Origin of the sequence: Lentzea sp. NPDC051213 (assembly GCF_044455585.1) — a bacterium.
In the GTDB taxonomy this organism is placed as follows: domain Bacteria; phylum Actinomycetota; class Actinomycetes; order Mycobacteriales; family Pseudonocardiaceae; genus Lentzea.
Genome location: NZ_JBITEX010000010.1, coordinates 213,660 through 229,662, shown reverse-complemented (window position 1 = coordinate 229,662; position 16,003 = coordinate 213,660). Strand labels below are relative to the sequence as shown.

The window sequence follows — 16,003 nt, the reverse complement described above, 5'->3', positions numbered from 1 at the left end:
AATCGGCCTCACTGAACACAGGACTTTCGCCCTAACCCGTTCGAGTGACAAAAAGCGGCCGCCTTCCCGCAGAGGGAAGGCGGCCGGATAAACGAGAATTCACCGTTCCGTGTACGTCAGGTTCCTGCCGGTGGACGGATCGAAGAGCTGAACCTTGTCCGCGTCGAACCAGATGTCCGCCGAGGCTCCCTCGGCGGCACCCGACGCCGACGACAGACGCGTGACGAGCGAGATGCCCTCACCCGGCACGTCGTCGGCACCCGCGTCCGCCGCGAGCTCCTGGAGCTCCGCCGAAGCCGCCTGCTCGCCCGTGAGGTTGAAGTAGGCGTACTTGTCCGAGCCCATCGACTCCAGCACGTCCACCTGCGAGGTGAACTTGCCGCCGGACGACAGCGCCGCCGCGTCGACCAGTGCCGCGTCCTCGAAGTGCTCGGGGCGGATGCCCATGATCACCTCGCGGGGCGCGTCGGCACCCTCCACCAGCTGCCGAACCCGGTCCGTCAGCGTCACGTCGCCGAGCACCGAACGCAGCGAGCCGTTCTCCAGCGTCGCCGGCACGAAGTTCATCGACGGCGAGCCGATGAACCCCGCGACGAACAGGTTCGCCGGGTGCTCGTAGAGGAACTGCGGCGCACCGAGCTGCTGCACGACACCGCCGCGCATGACCACGACCCGGTCGCCGAGGGTCATCGCCTCGGTTTGGTCGTGCGTCACGTACACCGTCGTCGTGCCGAGCTGCTTCTGCAGGCGCGACACCGAGGTGCGCATCTGCACGCGGAGCTTGGCGTCCAGATTGGACAGTGGTTCGTCCATGAGGAACGCCTTGGGGCTGCGCACGATCGCGCGACCCATCGCCACGCGCTGCCGCTGGCCACCGGACAGGTTGGACGGCTTGCGGTCGAGGTGCTGCGTGAGGTCCAGGATGTCGGCGGCCTCCTGCACCTTGCGCTCGACCGTCGCGTTGTCGACCTTGGCCAGCCGCAACGGGAAGGCCATGTTCTCCTTCACCGTCATGTGCGGGTAGAGCGCGTAGGACTGGAACACCATCGCGATGTCGCGGTCCTTGGGCGCCTTCTCGTTGACTCGCTGCCCGCCGATGCGCAGCTCGCCGTCGGTGATGTCCTCCAGGCCCGCGATCATGTTGAGCGTGGTGGACTTCCCGCAGCCGGACGGGCCGACCAGGATGATGAACTCGCCGTCGGCGATCTCGAGGTTGACCTCCTGCACGGCGAGAGCGCCGTCGGGATACCTCTTGGTCACCTGATCCAGAACGATTTCTGCCATTAGCAACTCACCCCTTGACGGCGCCGGAGGTCAGGCCGGCGACGATCCGGCGCTGGAAGAACAACACGAAGAGGATGATCGGGATGGTGATCACGACGGCGGCCGCCGCGATCGACCCTGCCGGGTCCTCGAACTGCGAGCTGCCGGTGAAGAACGACAGCGCCACCGGCACGGTCCGCGACTGCTCGGTCGAGGTGAGCGAGATCGCGAACAGGAAGTCGTTCCAGCAGAAGATGAACACCAGGATCGCCGTCGTGAACACACCCGGCGCGGCCAGTGGCGCGATGACGCGACGGAACGCCTGCCCCGGCGTCGCACCGTCCATCTTCGCCGCCTTCTCGAGTTCCCAGGGGATCTCGCGGAAGAACGCCGACAGGGTGTAGATCGCGAGCGGCAGCGCGAACGTGATGTACGGCAGGATCAGGCCGGGCCACGTGTCGAAGAGCCCCATCGAGCGCTCGATCTCGAACAGCGGGGACACCAGCGAGACCTGCGGGAACATCGCGATCAGCAGCGAGACGCCGACCAGCACGTTCTTGCCGGGGAAGTCCAGCCTGGCGATGGCGTAGGCCGCCATCGTGCCGAACACCACGGCGATGGTGGTCGCGATGATCGCGATACCGATCGAGTTGATCAGCGCCCTGGTGAACTCCGTCGTCGCGAAGATGTTCTTGTAGTTCTCCAGACTCCATTCACGCGGAATGAAGTTGCCGTCCGCGAGGGTCGCGGGCGACTTGAAGGACAGCGAGGCGATCCACAGCACCGGGATCAGCGCGTAGATCACGACGACCGCGTTGAGCAGACCCCAGCCGACCTTCTTGCCGGTGGTCTCGGCTCCTCCGATACCAGCCATCAGCGCTTCCCCCCGTCGTCGCTGCCGGGAGCAGCGGTGCCGAAGAGCTTGATGAAGATGAACGCGATCAGCGCGACCATGAGGAAGATCAGCACCGACATCGTCGACCCGATACCGAGGTTCAAGCCCTTGATGAGGTTGTTGTAGGTCAGCATCGACACCGACGACGTGCCCTGCGAGCCCGCGGTGAGCACGAAGAGGTTGTCGAAGATGCGGAACGCGTCGAGCGTGCGGAACAGCAACGCCACCAGGATCGCCGGCTTCATGATCGGAACCGTGATCTTGATGAACCGCTGCCACCCGTTCGCGCCATCCATCGCGGCGGCCTTGAGCAGGTCGTCCGGCACGAGGGCGAGACCGGCCATCAGCAGCAAAGCCATGAACGGCGTGGTCTTCCAGATCTCCGCGAGCCCCACGACCATCAGCGCCGGGATCTTCTCGGTGAGCACGGGCTCACCACCGAGCGCCTCGGCGAGGTAGCCGGTGCCGGGCGTCCAGGCGAAGCGCCAGGAGAACGCGGCCACGACCGTGACGATGCCGTACGGGATCAGCGATGTCGTCCGCACGATGCCGCGACCGACCAGCGCCCGGTGCATGATCAGCGCGAGCGACATGCCGAGCACCAGCTCGACGGCAACGGTGACAACGGTGAGCAGCACCGTCACCCACACCGCATCCCACCAATAGGGGCTGCTCAGCACCGTGACGTAGTTGTCGAACCAGATCCACTCGGTCCGGTCGGGGAACTTCAGGTCGAACCGCTGCATCGACAGGAGAATCGAGTAGAGGATCGGCCAGCCGGTCACCGCGATCATGGTGAGCGCAGCGGGCGCGCAGAGCAGCCAGCCGAGCTTGCGCTCGGCCTTCTTGCCCTCGCTCAGCGCGACTTTCTTCTTGGGCGCAACGGGTTTCGGCGCCGTGTCTGCCTTCTCCGCGGTCGCGTGACTCACGGCAGCACCCCCTTGGAGTCGAGTGCGTTCTGCAGTTCCTCGCGCAACCGGTCGGCCGTCGCCTGCGGGTCGATGTCCGCGGGCGGCGACAGAATCGTGGAGATGACCGTCGAGACGTTCTGGTAGGCGGGCGTGCGCGGCCGCACGCTGGCGCTCTCCAGTGTCTTGAGGATGTCGTCCTTCATCGGGTACGCCTCGACCATCTCAGGCTCGTCGTAGACGGACTTGATGGTCGGCGGGACACCGTCCTTGAGGGCGGCGATCTTCTGGCTTTCCGCGCCGCGCAAGCACAACACGGCGTCGAACGACTCGTTCGGGTGCGTGGTGTAGTTGCTGACGGCGTAGTTGATACCGCCAACGGTGACCTTCGCGGCGTCACCGCTGACCGTGGGATACGGCGCCCACTTGAAGTTCTTCGCGAAGTCCGGCTTCTTCTGGGCGGCCGCGTAGACGTACGGCCAATTGAGCTGGAACGCCGCCTTGCCGGACTCCATCAGCAGGCGTGCAGGGTCCTCCGTCGAGTTGGAGAACGACGGGTCGATCGCCTTCGACGTAGCGAGCTTCTTCAAGGCTCCCAACGCTTCCACGGCTTTGGCGTCGACGATCGCCTTGGTGCCGTTCTCGTCGAGAATGGTGCCGCCGTTCGAGTTGACGAGGGTGTTGAACAGCACGACGAGCCCCTCGTACTGCTTGCCCTGTCCCACGATCAGGCCGGGCTGTCCCTGTGCGACCAGGGCTTCGGCCATGGAGATCATCTCGTCCCACGTCTTGGGCGGCGTGGGCACGAGGTCGGAGCGATACCAGAGGAGCTGGACGTTCGTGTTGTCCGGAGCGCCGTACAGCTTGCCCTCGTAGGTGGCCGTGTCCAGCGGAGTCTGCAGCGTGCCAGTCTCCACCTGCGACTTGACGGAACCGGTGAACTCCTTGAGCCAGCCCGCTTTCGCGAGCTCGGCCGTCCACGTGACATCGAGCGCGAGGACGTCCATGCTGTCGTCCTCGGCCGCAAGTCTGCGCACCATCTGCTCGCGCTGACCATCGGCTTCACGGGGAAGCTTGTTGTACACGATCTTGTAGCGCCCGCCGGCCTTCGCGTTGCAGCTGTCGACGATCGCCTGGAAGTTCTCCTGGTTGTATTTGTAGACGTTGACGGTGATGCCGCCGTCGCCCGACCCACACGCTGTCAAGGTGGTCGCCGCGAGCAAAGCGGTCCCCAACCCAGCGGCGAGTCGATAGCGCCGTGTCGCACCCATCGGCCGTGCCTCCTTCCCGACTACACGGAGGAGCCAGACCGCAGCGCCCGGCACCTCGTCGTGCCACCGGCCGCACCGGGCGGACCGGTGCACCGAACCTAGGCCCGGTGATCAGGAGCCGCAACCAAAGGGAGCAACGATTCAGAACCAATCGTTCCCGGTACTCGTCTCAGCTGCTCGGGTTCGAGGGCCGCATCGCGAGCTTGGCGAGCAGGTCACGGCCCTTCTCGGCCGACTTCGGGTGGCACAGCACGTCGTACCGCCCGGCAACCAACTGGCTCGCCGACTGAAAGTCCCGCTTGCCGCGCGCCGACCCGTACCCGACCGCGGCGAACACCAGCCCGAAGAACACACCGGTGATCAGGCCCGTGAGGACGGGGCCGATCGTGACGCCCGGCTCGGGGCTGAAGAGGGTGAGCAGCAGACCGACGAACAGACCGAACCACGCACCGCTCGCGGCACCCGTCATGAGGACGCGGCTCCAGGTGAGCTTGCCCGTGACCCGTTCGACGAGCATCAGGTCGACGCCGACCACCGTGATGTCCTGCACCGGGAAGTCTTCCAGCGCAAGGAAGTCGACCGCCCGCTGTGCCTCCTCGTACGTGGCGTAGGAGCCGATCGGCCAGCCCGTCGGCGGGGTGGGCAGGCGGGGCGGGACGCCGGGCCGGTTCGGGTTGGCGAACGGACTCGTCACTGGTACCACCTCTGTCGGACGCGCTGATCGTTCCATCCTGCCAGTGCCTGGTCCGGAGTGCTGAGACGCCTGCGGGTGTTTTGCCGGGTTCACCTCCCGGCTGAACGTACCCGGTCCGTCGCACCGCCCTACAGCAGCGGCAACGCCTCCTGGGCGAGCGCGCGGACCTCCGCCCACTGCGGGGCGGTCGCGAGGGCGTCCACGTGCCACACCGGGCCCGGCCCGCTCATGTCCTCGAGCAACCCGTTGATGCGGGCGACGAGCGCCGCGGCCTCAGTGCTGACGGCCCTGTGCCGGATGAGTGCGTCGTCGAACTCGAGCGCCAGCTCGTCGGCCAACGGGGCCGTGCCGATCGACTCGAGCCACGCGCGTTGGGCGTCGGCGGGCATGGCCAGCCGGCCCACGGCTTCCTTCAACCACTCTTCCCGGGACATGACTTGAGTGTCGCCACGGCGGCAACCGGGTTTCAGGCGAACGTGAGTTCGAACCGGTGCGCGAACGCCCGGTAAGACCGCGCCGACACGTCCACGCAGTCCACCACCCGTTCCCGCTCCTTCCGAAGCACCTCACGGGCCGCGCCGACGTTCCCGTTGAGCAAGTGGATGATCGCCAGCTTCCGCGCCCGTTCGAAGTCGAGCAACGACTCCGGCTTGGCCACGAGCTCGCGGGACAGCGCATCCCACTTGGCGTACTTGTCGATGTACGGCCGGCCGTGCTTCAGCACAGCGCTCACCAGTGACGACGCGACCGCAGCGTGGTCGCCGCCGGGCGTGAAGGTCCAGCGCCAGCACGGTTTCTCCGGCATCAGGTAGCCCACCGGAGCGGACACCAGCGGGGTCGTCGACGCACCCACGCCCAAAGCGCGGCAGACCTCGTCGTACCGCTTGAAGCAGACGCCCACGAGCGGGGTGAGGTCGAACGAGCCCGAGGTGGCGAAGCCGAGCCAGCCCAAGGCTCCGTCACCGCGTTCCTGCAGCCAGACGTGGCCGCGGCGGACGAAGCCCGTTGGGCGTAGTGCGGTGTCCACGGCCATGAGCACGTCCGTCTTCGGTGAAGGCTGCACGGACGACAGGGTGCCATCGATGGCCGGGGTCGGCAGGGTCAGTGCAGCACGGGCTGCAGGAACGCGGCGAGGGCCTCCAGCGCCTCCGGTGGCACGTCGTCCAGGTGCTCGGTCAGCTGCAGCAGGATCCGGCCGCCGCCGAGGTGCTCGGCCAGGTGGCAGGGCGCGGCCGTGCAAACCTCTTGCACGCCACCCAAAGCGGCTACTTGGCGAGGGCCCAGCAACGTGGCCCAGTGCGGGCCTCGGGCCAACTCCGCTGCCATGAACAGGGATTCGTCGATTCCAACGCCGGCCGCGACCTCGTGTGCGGTTCGGACGCCCACCCGGTCCAGCGTGATCCAGCCGCCCGAGGCGCGGACCAGTGCGGCGCCGGTGCGGAGTGCCGCCAGCCATTCCTGTTGGGTCACAGGGGAAATCCAGCCGCCGAACAGGGAACGGGAGGCGGCGACCACGATCTGGTGTGGGAACTCGGGGTCGTCCTTCAGCATCACCTCCGCGTACCAACCGCCGTCGACCAGGGGCAGGCCCTGGGAGTCGAGCTGGACGAGCTGCACGCGCAGGAAAGGCGGCAGCTCCGACAGCGCCGCGTCCCACGTGGAGAAGGTGAAGTCACCCGAAGAGAGCAGCAGGCGCGCGTAACCCGGTGGGCCCCAAGGAGTTGTATCCGATGGCACGTAGTCGCGCGCCACCGACACGAGCTCCGCCACGGAGGCCGGGCACAGGGGTGCCAGCAGGTCGGTGAACAGGGCGCCGAACCACTTGGCCAGCGCTGGGCGGTCGACGCCGGAGAAGGTGTCCAGTTCCAGGCGGACGACGTGCGGCGGCGACACAGGTCTTGGAAGCGTCAGATCTGTGCTCAAAGTGAGCGAACCCTATGGCTCCCAGCGGAAAACCGTTAGGGGCCACTCTCGTGAAAGAATGGCCCCTAACGGGGGAACGTCTCTAGCCGCGCGACTGGTAGTCGCGGAGCAGGCCGCGGGAGATGATCGTCTTCTGGATCTCCGAGGTGCCCTCGCCGATCAGCAGGAACGGGGCCTCGCGCATCAGGCGCTCGATCTCGTATTCCTTGGAATAGCCGTAGCCGCCGTGGATGCGGAACGACTCCTGCGTCACCTCGGCGCAGTACTCGGAGGCGATGAGCTTGGCCATGCCGGCCTCGACGTCGTTGCGCTGGCCCGAGTCCTTCAGCCGCGCGGCGTTCACCATCATCAGGTGCGCGGCCTCGACCTTGGTCGCCATCTCGGCGAGCTTGAAGGCGATGGCCTGGTGCTCGACGATGGCCTTGCCGAACGTCTTGCGCTGCTGGGAGTACTCGATCGCGAGCTCGAAGGCGCGGATCGCGATGCCGCACGCGCGGGCGGCCACGTTCACGCGGCCCACCTCGACGCCGTCCATCATGTGCCGGAAGCCCTGGCCCGCGGCACCGCCTAGGATCTGGTCGGCGGGAATGGCGAAGCCGTCGAACACCATCTCGGTGGTGTCGACGCCCTTGTAGCCCATCTTGTCGATCTTGCCGGGGATGACCAGGCCGGGCAGGACCTCGCCGTAGCCCTCAGGCTTCTCCACCAGGAACGTCGTGAGGTTCTGGTGCGGCTTCTCGGCGCCTTCGTCGGTCTTCACCAGCACCGCGGTGAGGTTCGAGGTGCCGCCGTTGGTCAGCCACATCTTCTGGCCGTTGATCACGTAGCCGTCGTCCTTGCGAACGGCGCGCGTGCGGATCGCCGCGACGTCGGAGCCCAGTTCCGGCTCCGACATGGAGAACGAGCCGCGCACCTCGCCGGTCGCCATGCGCGGCAGGTACTTCTGCTTCTGCTCGGGCGTGCCGTGCTGCTTGAGCATGTGCGCCACGATGAAGTGGGTGTTGATGACACCGGAGACGCTCATCCAGCCGCGCGCGATCTGCTCGACGACCAGCGCGTAGGTCAGCAGGGACTCGCCGAGGCCGCCGTACTCCTCCGGGATCGTCAGGCCGAAGAGGCCCATCTCCTTCATGCCCTCGACGATGTCGGTGGGGTACGTGTCACCGTGCTCCAGCGTCTGGGCGTGCGGGATGATCTCCTTGTCGACGAACGTGCGAACGGTCGCGAGGATTTCTTCCTGAATGTCCGTGAGACCCGCGGTCTGGGCGAGGCGCGCCATCGCACTTCCCTTCGAGACTTGAGTTACCGGCGAGTATGGACCGGTTAACGCCCGTTTGCGACAGCGGTGTGCTCACCGCAACACAGTCTCGCCGCCTGTACCGAGACAGCATCCCCAACCGGTGGAATCGCGCACCCACACGCGACGAACTGGCCGATGGACTTTAATATCCCGGCTCACCACTTCTAGGGGGAACCACGATGACCTACGACCCGTACAACCCGAAGCAACCGGGTGATCCGTACGGCCAGCAGCCCGGCCAGCCCTACGGCCAGCAGCCGCCCTATGGCCAGCAGCCGCCGTACGGGACGCCGCAGTACCCCTACGGCTACCCGCCCCAGCCCAAGTCGCAGACGAACGCGATCCTCGCGCTCGTGCTGTCGTGCATCGGTGTTGCCACCTGTGGCGTGACGTCCATCGTCGGCGTCATCTTCGGCCACATCGCGATGGGGAGAATCAAGCGGGGCGAGGAGGACGGCCACGGCATGGCGCTCGCGGGCATCATCGTCGGTTATGTGGTGATCGCCGGCTACGTGCTCTACTTCGCGATAATCATCATCGCGATCATCGCGGCGGCGAACCAAGGCGTCCGGTAGCGCGAGCTCAGCTCGCGAGGACGATCTCCAGGGGGTCGCCGCAGTGACGGCAGACGTCGGCGAACACGTGGACGTCGGTGTCGCATCCGGGGCAGCTGCGGAAGCTGCGCTCCAACAGGTCGTCTTCGCGGCGCTTGAAGAGCCGCAACCGTCTGCTCGTTCCGTTACTTGAACGTGACATGCCCAAGAGCATGCCCCCATCACGGGGGCACACCGCAAACTTCGGTGACAGATTGTGCGCCACTTCACCCGTTTTGAACGCAACCTGTGACGGTCGAACACGTCCAGTAATAGTTGGGGTGAAGTAGCGCACAATCCGTAACGGAAAACGGGGACTCAGTCCTCCGGCGGGGTCCAGACGTTCGAGCGCGCCATGCCCGCGGCCCGGCCCTTGCCGGAGATCACGAGCGCCATCTTGCGCGACGCCTCGTCGATCATCTCGTCCCCGAGCATCACCGCACCGCGCTTGCCGCCCGCCTCGGACGTGAAGTACGAGTACGCGTCGAGGATGTTCTCGGCGTGGTCGTAGTCCTCCTGCTTCGGGCTGTAGACCTCGTTGGCCGCGTCGATCTGGCCGGGGTGCAGCACCCACTTGCCGTCGAAGCCCAGCGCCGCGGAACGACCGGCGACGCGCTTGTAGCCCTCGACGTCGCGAATCTGCAGGTACGGGCCGTCGATGGCCTGCTTGTCGTGGGCCCGCGCGGCCATCAGGATCCGCATCAGGATGTAGTGGTAGGCGTCGCCGACGTCGTAGCCGGGCGGCTGCTCGCCGACGACCAGCGACTTCATGTTGATCGACGCCATGAAGTCGGCGGGGCCGAAGATGATCGTCTCGACGCGCGGGGACGCGGTGGCGATGGCGTCGACGTTCACGAGGCCCAGCGCGTTCTCGATCTGCGCCTCGATGCCGATCTTGCCGACCTCGTAGCCCATGGTCTTCTCGATCTGGGTGATCAGGAAGTCCAGCGCGACGATCTGCTCCGGCGTCTGCACCTTCGGCAGCATGATGCAGTCGAGGTTCGCACCCGCGCCTTCGACGACCTCGGTGACGTCGCGGTAGGTCCACTCCGTCGTCCAGTCGTTCACGCGCACGACGCGAGCCTTGTTGCCCCAGCCGCCCTCGTTGAGCGACGCGACGATGGTCTTGCGGGCGTCGGGCTTGGCCAGCGGGGCGCAGGCGTCTTCCAGGTCCAGGAACACCTGGTCCGCCGGCAGCGTGCGCGCCTTGTCGATCATCTTCTGGCTCGAGCCGGGGACCGCCAGACACGAGCGACGGGGACGCTGCTGGTCGACCACTGGAGTACCTCCTTGTACCGGCCGGTAACTATGAGCGCCACAGTGGCACGCATCATCTCCGGGCGCATATTCGCTGAGTCCCGTTTCACAAAGCCTGGCAGGCTGAACCGGTGGAGATCACTCGAGTACTGGACGCCGCCCTGCGCAAGGCTGCGGCCGTCTGGATCACCTCACCCGGCCACGAACCCCGTCTCGTGCACGCTCACTGGCGCGACGAGGCCCTGTGGGTCATCACCGGCGGCACCGAGCAGCAGGTGCCCGGCCTGATCGACGGAGCGCAGGTCACCGTCACCGTCCGCTCCCCCAGCACGCACTCGCACCTCATCGACGCCAAGGCCGTCGCCGCGCTGACCGAACCGGACGACGAGACCGTTCTGGCGCTCAAGACCGCCCGGCTCAACACCAAGCCGGAGTGGGAAGCCGTGTACCGCCTGGAGTTCAGCCCATGATCACCGTTCCCGACGACTTCGGCGAGGACCTCGGCGCCGGCGCCGAGCAGTGGGTCGCGAAGCTGCCGACGCTCGCCACGAAGGCGTGCTCGCGCTGGCGGCTCACCCCGGACGGCGCGGTGATGAACGGTTTCTGCGCGATCGCCCTGCCCGTCCGCCAGGCCGACGGGCACCCGGCGGTGCTCAAGCTGACCTGGGTCGACGAGGAGACCGAGCACGAACCGCTGGCGCTCAAGCTCTACAACGGTGACGGCGCCGTGCGGCTGCTCGGCCACGACGCGGAGCTCGGCGCGTTGCTGCTGGAACGCCTCGACCCGCACTCGCTCGACGACGAACCGATCGAGCAGGCCGTCGGCGTGATCGGCGAACTGCTGCGCCGCCACCGCGGGATCCAGGCACCGGACGAGATCCGCAAGTTCGAGAACGAGCTCGAAGACCACCCGGCGATCCCTCGCAAGCTGCTCGACGCGGCCCGTGAGGCCGGCACCAGGCCGATGGGCTCGACCCTGGTGAACGTCGACCTGCACTACGAGAACGTGCTGCGCGGCGCCCGCGAACCGTGGCTGATGATCGATCCGAAGCCGCTGGCCGGTGATCCCGAGTTCTGCATGATCCCGTTGCTGTGGAACAGGTTCGACGAGCTGGACGGCCGCAGGGGGCTGACCGACCGGTTCCTCGCGCTGTGCGACGCGGGTGAACTGGACGTCGCGAAGGCGCGGGACTGGACGCTGCACCGGGCCGTCACCAACTGGATCTGGTGTCTGGAAGAGGACATGGCGGACCTGGGAGAAATCTGTGCGGAGATCGCCGGGTGGGCGGTCAGATCCTGATCTAGCCTGGGCGTTGTGGTGGCTGTGAACAGGGTCTACATCGCTCAGCTGGCCGGGCTTCCCGTCTTCGGTCCCGACGGCGAACCGGTCGGCAAAGCCCGCGACGTCGTCATCAGCCTCCGCATCGACCGGCAACCGCCCCGCGTGCTCGGCGTGATCGTCGAACTGGCGACCCGCAGGCGGATCTTCGTGCCGATGCTGCGGCTCACCTCCATCGAGCCGAACGCGGTCACGCTCGCGACCGGCTCGGTCAACCTGCGACCGTTCCACCAGCGCGTCAACGAGGTGCTGGTGATCGGCGAGCTGCTGGACGCCAAGATCGCGCTGGAGGACGGCGGCAGCGCGGTCGTCGTGGACGCCGCCATGGAGCTGACCCGCACCCGCGACTGGCGGATGGTCAAGGTCGCCGTCCGGCAGCGCCACGGCAGGCTCGGCCGCAAGGGCCCGGTGCAGGTGTGGCGGTGGGAGGACGTCGGCGGCCTGAGCGTGAACGAGATCGCCGGCCAGCCGCAGGGCGCGCAGCAGCTGATCGCGGTGTTCGAGGGCATGCGCGCGGCGGACGTCGCGAACGCGATGCACGAGCTGCCGGCCAAGCGCCGCTACGAGGTCGCGGACGCGCTCGACGACGAACGGCTCGCGGACGTCATCGAGGAACTGTCCGAAGAGGACCAGAAGGACGTGCTCGCGCACCTGGACGAGGAGCGCGCCGCCGACATCCTGGAGGCGATGAACCCGGACGACGCGGCGGACCTGCTGGCCGAGCTGTCCGAGGTGACCAAGGACCGGCTGCTCGACCTGATGGAACCCGAAGAGTCCGAACCGGTCCGGCGCCTGCTGGAGTACTCGTTCGACACGGCCGGCGGTCTGATGACCCCGGAGCCGATCATCCTCACGCCGGACGCGACGATCGCGGAAGCGTTGGCACGAGTGCGAAATCCCGACCTGACACCGGCACTCGCGTCGATGGTCTTCGTGTGCCGCTCACCCTCGGCGACCCCGACCGGCCGCTACCTGGGCTGCGTGCACATCCAGCGCCTGCTGCGCGAACCACCGTTCGACCTGGTCGCCGGCGTGCTCGACACGGACCTGGCGATACTGTCGCCGAACGCCTCGTTGAGCGATGTGACGCGCTACTTCGCGACGTACAACCTGGTCTGCGCACCGGTGCTGGACGAGACCGAGCACCTCCTCGGCGCGGTCACCGTGGACGACGTGCTGGACCACCTGCTGCCGGACAACTGGCGCGAGACGGGACTGAGCCATGCCTGAACTGCTGCCGCGGCGCAGACTCGACCAGCCGCGCGAACCCCGCGGCTTCCGCCTGTCGATCGACCCCGACGCGTTCGGTCAGTTCTCCGAACGGCTCGCGCGCTTCCTCGGCACGGGCAAGTTCCTGTTCTGGCAGACGCTGCTCGTCATCGCGTGGATCACGCTGAACCTCGTCGCGGTGTCGCTGCGGTGGGACCCGTACCCGTTCATCCTGCTGAACCTGGCCTTCTCGACGCAGGCCGCGTACGCCGCGCCGTTGATTCTTTTGGCGCAGAACCGGCAGGACGACCGGGACCGGGTGTCGCTGGAGGAGGACCGGGCGCGGGCCGCTCAGACCAAGGCGGACACCGAGTACCTGGCTCGGGAGCTGGCGGCGTTGCGGTTGGCGGTGGGTGAGGTGGCCACGCGTGACTTCATCCGCGGGGAGCTGGACAAGCTGGTGAAGGAACAGAACAACGTGCGCAGGATCCGTTCGTGACGGTCGAGGAGTTCCTGCTGCGGGGCGCGACGTGCTGCCCGAACTCGGACTGGAGTGGCACGACAAGGGCACCGCGGCGGCGAAGGAAGCCGGGTTGCGGGCGATGGCCGCTCGGACCCTGTCCGGCGAGCTCACCCCGCGCGAGCTGACCGCCTGGGCGCACCGGGTACTCGGCCACCAGCACGAGGGTGAACGACTGTCAGAACTGGACGACACCTACGACGTTGCGCCCTACGCGACCATGAGCGACGAGGAAGTGGACGAACTGGTGATGGCGGAAGTGCGCCGGATCACGTCCTGATCTGTCCACTCTCGACCAGGTCTGCCAGAACCTCGTGGATCGCGGGCGCCGTCTCGACGTGCGACCGGTATTCATCCCGGTTCACATAAGTCAGTTCGGCGATCTCCCCGGTCGGCCGCGGCGTGCCGACCAACGAGGCCGTGAAACAGGTCATGTCGACCATCGCACCGACCCCCTCGCCGTACGCGGGAGCGACGTAGCGCTTGAACGGCGAGACCGCGTCCAGCGAGATCCCGAGCTCCTCCCGCACCTCCCGGCGCAGGGCCTCGGCAGGGCTCTCACCAGGCTCGATCTTGCCGCCGGGAAGGTAGAAGGCCTTCTTGTTGCGTGAGCGCACAACGAGGAGGCGGCCAGCCTCGACGTGCACAAGTCCCACCACCACGATCACGGAAACACGTCGTCCGCGGCGAGGCGGTCACACGTCCGGCCGAAGCCTTCGAGCTCACCAGGCCCGAAGCTCTCGCCGAAGTGCTCGGCGACACCGGTGAGGTGGGTAGCTGACGCACTGCGCAGACGTTCTGCACCGAGCGGTGTGAGCACGGCCACGATGCCGCGTCCATCACCATCGGCACGTTCCCGTCCGACGAGGCCGGCGCGTTCCAGGCGGTCCACCAGGCGGGTCACGCCGGATCGGGACAGCAGGACAGCGTCGGCCAGTTCGGTCATGCGCATGCGCATGGAAGGCGTCTCGGCCAGTTGGACCAGCACGTCGTACGCCGCGAGCGAAAGGCGCTGCTCAGCAATCAGTTCGGCCTCGAGGACCCTCGTGATCCGTGCATGCGCGCGGAGGAACGATCGCCACACCCCTAGCTCGACACGGGTGGGCAATCGGGAACTACCCGATTCCGGCACGGACGTCGATGTTACGGACAGCTCTTACCCGGCTACGACCTGGGCCTGTGGACGAAAGTGACCGGCCGGTAGGTCAGGTGTGCACCGGACGTAGCATGGCCTGGTGACCACCACACAGCCCCTCCCCACCGTCGAGGACGTCCGCACGGCGCTCGCCGGTGTGCAGGACCCCGAGATCCGCCGTCCGATCACCGAGATCGGCATGGTCAAGGACGTCGTGGTCGGCTCGGACGGCGCCGTCGTGGTCGGCATCTTCCTGACGGTCGCGGGCTGCCCGATGCGGGACAAGATCACCAAGGACGTCACCGCGGCCGTGTCCGCGGTGGACGGCGTCGCGTCCGTCCGCGTCGAGCTGGACGTGATGAGCGACCAGCAGCGCACCGAGCTCCGCAAGACGTTGCGCGGCGGCGCCGAGGAACCCGTCATCCCGTTCGCCCAGCCGGGCTCGCTGACGCGCGTGTACTGCGTCGCGTCCGGCAAGGGCGGCGTCGGCAAGTCGTCGGTCACCGTGAACCTCGCCGTGGCCATGGCCGCGCGCGGTCTGTCCGTCGGCATCGTCGACGCGGACATCTACGGCCACTCGATCCCGCGCATGCTCGGCGTCGAAGGCAAGCCCACCCAGGTCGAGAAGATGATCATGCCGCCGCAGTCGCAGGGCGTGAAGGTCATCTCGATCGGCATGTTCACGCCGGGCAACACCCCGGTCGTGTGGCGTGGCCCGATGCTGCACCGCGCGTTGCAGCAGTTCCTCGCGGACGTGTTCTGGGGCGACCTGGACGTGCTGCTGATCGACCTGCCACCCGGCACCGGCGACATCGCGATCTCGGTTGCCCAGTTGGTGCCGAACGCCGAGATTCTGGTGGTGACCACGCCGCAGCAGGCCGCCGCCGAGGTGGCCGAGCGGGCCGGGTCCATCGCCCTGCAGACGCGGCAGCGGGTGGCGGGAGTCATCGAGAACATGTCCTGGCTGGAGATGCCGGACGGCTCGCGCATGGAGATCTTCGGTTCCGGCGGCGGTCAGGCCGTCGCCGAGTCGCTGACCACGTCCATCGGCTCCGAGGTGCCCCTGCTCGGCCAGATCCCGCTGGACCCGCGGCTGCGCGAGAACGGGGACTCGGGCACGCCGATCGTGCAGGCGGTGCCGGACTCGGCCGCCGGCCAGGTGCTCATCGAGATGGCGAAGAAGCTGTCGGTGCGCTCGCGCGGCCTCGCGGGCCGCTTGCTGAACGTCTCCCCCGCCGGTCGCTAACCGCTTTTCCAAATGCACGCGGGGACCTTTCGTACACCAGGTGCGTACGAAAGGTCCCCGCGTGCGTCAGGTCAGGTCGCGTCCGGGTCGTACGGCGGGCGCTCGCCCGGTGCGAGCGGCCGCTGCTCGGGCGCGGAGGCGGTCGGCGGCGTCGGGTAGCCGTTCGCCTTGGTGGGCTCGGGATCATCGAACAGGTGCTTGGCCACCGCGCGCTTCGGATCGAAGTTGCGGAGCTCGCGCAGGTCTTCGAGGGGCTTGCGGAGTGACTCGAACTCGGGCCCCATCTCCTGCTTGAGCTGTTCGCGGGCGCCCGTGGCGTACTCGCGGACCTTGCGGACCGTCTGGCCGAGCCAGGCGGCCGCGGACGGCAGCCGTTCGGGCCCCAGGATGAAGAGACCCGCGACGACGATGATGAGGATCTCTACCCATCCGATGCTGTCGAACACAGGG

General features: G+C 67.3%; 21 protein-coding genes. 7 read left to right on the top strand and 14 right to left on the bottom strand.

Features of this window, described 5'->3' with window-relative positions; genetic code table 11:
- Positions 1-99: 99 nt before the first annotated feature.
- The 9 genes from ACIA8G_RS37555 to ACIA8G_RS37515 form a co-directional block, all read right to left on the bottom strand.
- Positions 100-1,284, bottom strand: coding sequence for an ABC transporter ATP-binding protein (locus ACIA8G_RS37555; RefSeq protein ID WP_396423517.1), 1,185 nt, complete (start codon positions 1,282-1,284; stop codon positions 100-102).
- Between the two features lie 7 nt (positions 1,285-1,291).
- Entirely contained in the window at positions 1,292-2,137 is an 846-nt protein-coding gene (locus ACIA8G_RS37550) for a carbohydrate ABC transporter permease (RefSeq protein WP_396423516.1), read from the bottom strand.
- Positions 2,137-3,087: a carbohydrate ABC transporter permease gene (locus tag ACIA8G_RS37545; protein WP_396423515.1), complete on the bottom strand. Its 951-nt coding sequence runs from the start codon at positions 3,085-3,087 to the stop codon at positions 2,137-2,139. The genes ACIA8G_RS37550 and ACIA8G_RS37545 overlap by 1 nt, the downstream gene beginning before the upstream one ends.
- The gene (locus tag ACIA8G_RS37540; protein WP_396423514.1) at positions 3,084-4,337 is read right to left on the bottom strand and encodes an ABC transporter substrate-binding protein; all 1,254 of its coding nucleotides are present in this window, start codon (positions 4,335-4,337) and stop codon (positions 3,084-3,086) included. The genes ACIA8G_RS37545 and ACIA8G_RS37540 overlap by 4 nt, the downstream gene beginning before the upstream one ends.
- Before the next feature lie 169 nt (positions 4,338-4,506).
- Positions 4,507-5,067 (bottom strand): general stress protein, encoded by a 561-nt coding sequence (locus tag ACIA8G_RS37535; RefSeq protein WP_396423513.1) that lies wholly within the window; start codon positions 5,065-5,067, stop codon positions 4,507-4,509.
- A gap of 92 nt (positions 5,068-5,159) precedes the next feature.
- Positions 5,160-5,465 carry a hypothetical protein gene (locus ACIA8G_RS37530; RefSeq protein WP_396423512.1) on the bottom strand — a complete coding sequence of 102 codons (306 nt, stop codon included), beginning with the start codon at positions 5,463-5,465 and terminating at the stop codon, positions 5,160-5,162.
- 32 nt (positions 5,466-5,497) lie between these two features.
- Positions 5,498-6,094 carry a hypothetical protein gene (locus ACIA8G_RS37525; RefSeq protein WP_396423511.1) on the bottom strand — a complete coding sequence of 199 codons (597 nt, stop codon included), beginning with the start codon at positions 6,092-6,094 and terminating at the stop codon, positions 5,498-5,500.
- Between the two features lie 38 nt (positions 6,095-6,132).
- Positions 6,133-6,954 carry a hypothetical protein gene (locus ACIA8G_RS37520; RefSeq protein ID WP_396423510.1) on the bottom strand — a complete coding sequence of 274 codons (822 nt, stop codon included), beginning with the start codon at positions 6,952-6,954 and terminating at the stop codon, positions 6,133-6,135.
- Positions 6,955-7,036: 82 nt separating this feature from the next.
- Positions 7,037-8,233 (bottom strand): acyl-CoA dehydrogenase family protein, encoded by a 1,197-nt coding sequence (locus ACIA8G_RS37515; protein ID WP_396423509.1) that lies wholly within the window; start codon positions 8,231-8,233, stop codon positions 7,037-7,039.
- Between the two features lie 200 nt (positions 8,234-8,433).
- On the opposite strand from ACIA8G_RS37515, the gene ACIA8G_RS37510 reads away from it, so the two are divergent.
- Positions 8,434-8,829 carry a DUF4190 domain-containing protein gene (locus ACIA8G_RS37510; protein WP_396423508.1) on the top strand — a complete coding sequence of 132 codons (396 nt, stop codon included), beginning with the start codon at positions 8,434-8,436 and terminating at the stop codon, positions 8,827-8,829.
- Positions 8,830-8,836: 7 nt separating this feature from the next.
- Here the strand turns inward: ACIA8G_RS37510 and ACIA8G_RS37505 are convergent, their stop codons facing one another.
- On the bottom strand, positions 8,837-9,010 hold the full coding sequence (locus tag ACIA8G_RS37505) for a hypothetical protein (protein WP_396423507.1): 174 nt from the start codon (positions 9,008-9,010) through the stop codon (positions 8,837-8,839).
- A 155-nt stretch (positions 9,011-9,165) separates the two neighbouring features.
- Positions 9,166-10,125 (bottom strand): HpcH/HpaI aldolase/citrate lyase family protein, encoded by a 960-nt coding sequence (locus tag ACIA8G_RS37500; protein WP_396423506.1) that lies wholly within the window; start codon positions 10,123-10,125, stop codon positions 9,166-9,168.
- 110 nt (positions 10,126-10,235) lie between these two features.
- Here ACIA8G_RS37500 and ACIA8G_RS37495 point away from each other — a divergent pair, with 110 nt between their 5' ends.
- The 5 genes from ACIA8G_RS37495 to ACIA8G_RS37475 are packed head-to-tail and all read left to right on the top strand — an operon-like array spanning position 10,236 to position 13,452.
- Positions 10,236-10,574 carry a hypothetical protein gene (locus ACIA8G_RS37495; protein WP_396423505.1) on the top strand — a complete coding sequence of 113 codons (339 nt, stop codon included), beginning with the start codon at positions 10,236-10,238 and terminating at the stop codon, positions 10,572-10,574.
- Complete coding sequence (locus ACIA8G_RS37490; protein WP_396423504.1) at positions 10,571-11,404, top strand: aminoglycoside phosphotransferase family protein; 834 nt, start codon at positions 10,571-10,573, stop codon at positions 11,402-11,404. Before ACIA8G_RS37495 ends, ACIA8G_RS37490 begins: the two co-directional genes overlap by 4 nt.
- A gap of 15 nt (positions 11,405-11,419) precedes the next feature.
- A complete protein-coding gene (locus ACIA8G_RS37485) occupies positions 11,420-12,673 on the top strand; it encodes a magnesium transporter MgtE N-terminal domain-containing protein (protein WP_396423503.1) in 1,254 nt (417 codons plus the stop codon).
- The gene (locus ACIA8G_RS37480; protein ID WP_396423502.1) at positions 12,666-13,151 is read left to right on the top strand and encodes a DUF1003 domain-containing protein; all 486 of its coding nucleotides are present in this window, start codon (positions 12,666-12,668) and stop codon (positions 13,149-13,151) included. The genes ACIA8G_RS37485 and ACIA8G_RS37480 overlap by 8 nt, the downstream gene beginning before the upstream one ends.
- Positions 13,152-13,182: 31 nt before the next feature.
- Entirely contained in the window at positions 13,183-13,452 is a 270-nt protein-coding gene (locus ACIA8G_RS37475) for a hypothetical protein (protein ID WP_396423501.1), read from the top strand.
- Here the strand turns inward: ACIA8G_RS37475 and ACIA8G_RS37470 are convergent.
- Complete coding sequence (locus ACIA8G_RS37470; protein ID WP_396423500.1) at positions 13,442-13,840, bottom strand: NUDIX domain-containing protein; 399 nt, start codon at positions 13,838-13,840, stop codon at positions 13,442-13,444. The genes ACIA8G_RS37475 and ACIA8G_RS37470 overlap by 11 nt on opposite strands.
- Complete coding sequence (locus ACIA8G_RS37465) at positions 13,837-14,304, bottom strand: MarR family winged helix-turn-helix transcriptional regulator (protein ID WP_396423499.1); 468 nt, start codon at positions 14,302-14,304, stop codon at positions 13,837-13,839. The genes ACIA8G_RS37470 and ACIA8G_RS37465 overlap by 4 nt, the downstream gene beginning before the upstream one ends.
- Positions 14,305-14,407: 103 nt before the next feature.
- Here ACIA8G_RS37465 and ACIA8G_RS37460 point away from each other — a divergent pair, with 103 nt between their 5' ends.
- Entirely contained in the window at positions 14,408-15,553 is a 1,146-nt protein-coding gene (locus ACIA8G_RS37460) for an Mrp/NBP35 family ATP-binding protein (RefSeq protein ID WP_396423498.1), read from the top strand.
- Positions 15,554-15,624: 71 nt separating this feature from the next.
- On the opposite strand, the gene tatB is transcribed toward ACIA8G_RS37460, so the two are convergent.
- Positions 15,625-15,999: a Sec-independent protein translocase protein TatB gene (gene tatB / locus ACIA8G_RS37455; protein ID WP_396423497.1), complete on the bottom strand. Its 375-nt coding sequence runs from the start codon at positions 15,997-15,999 to the stop codon at positions 15,625-15,627.
- Positions 16,000-16,003 lie beyond the last annotated feature (4 nt).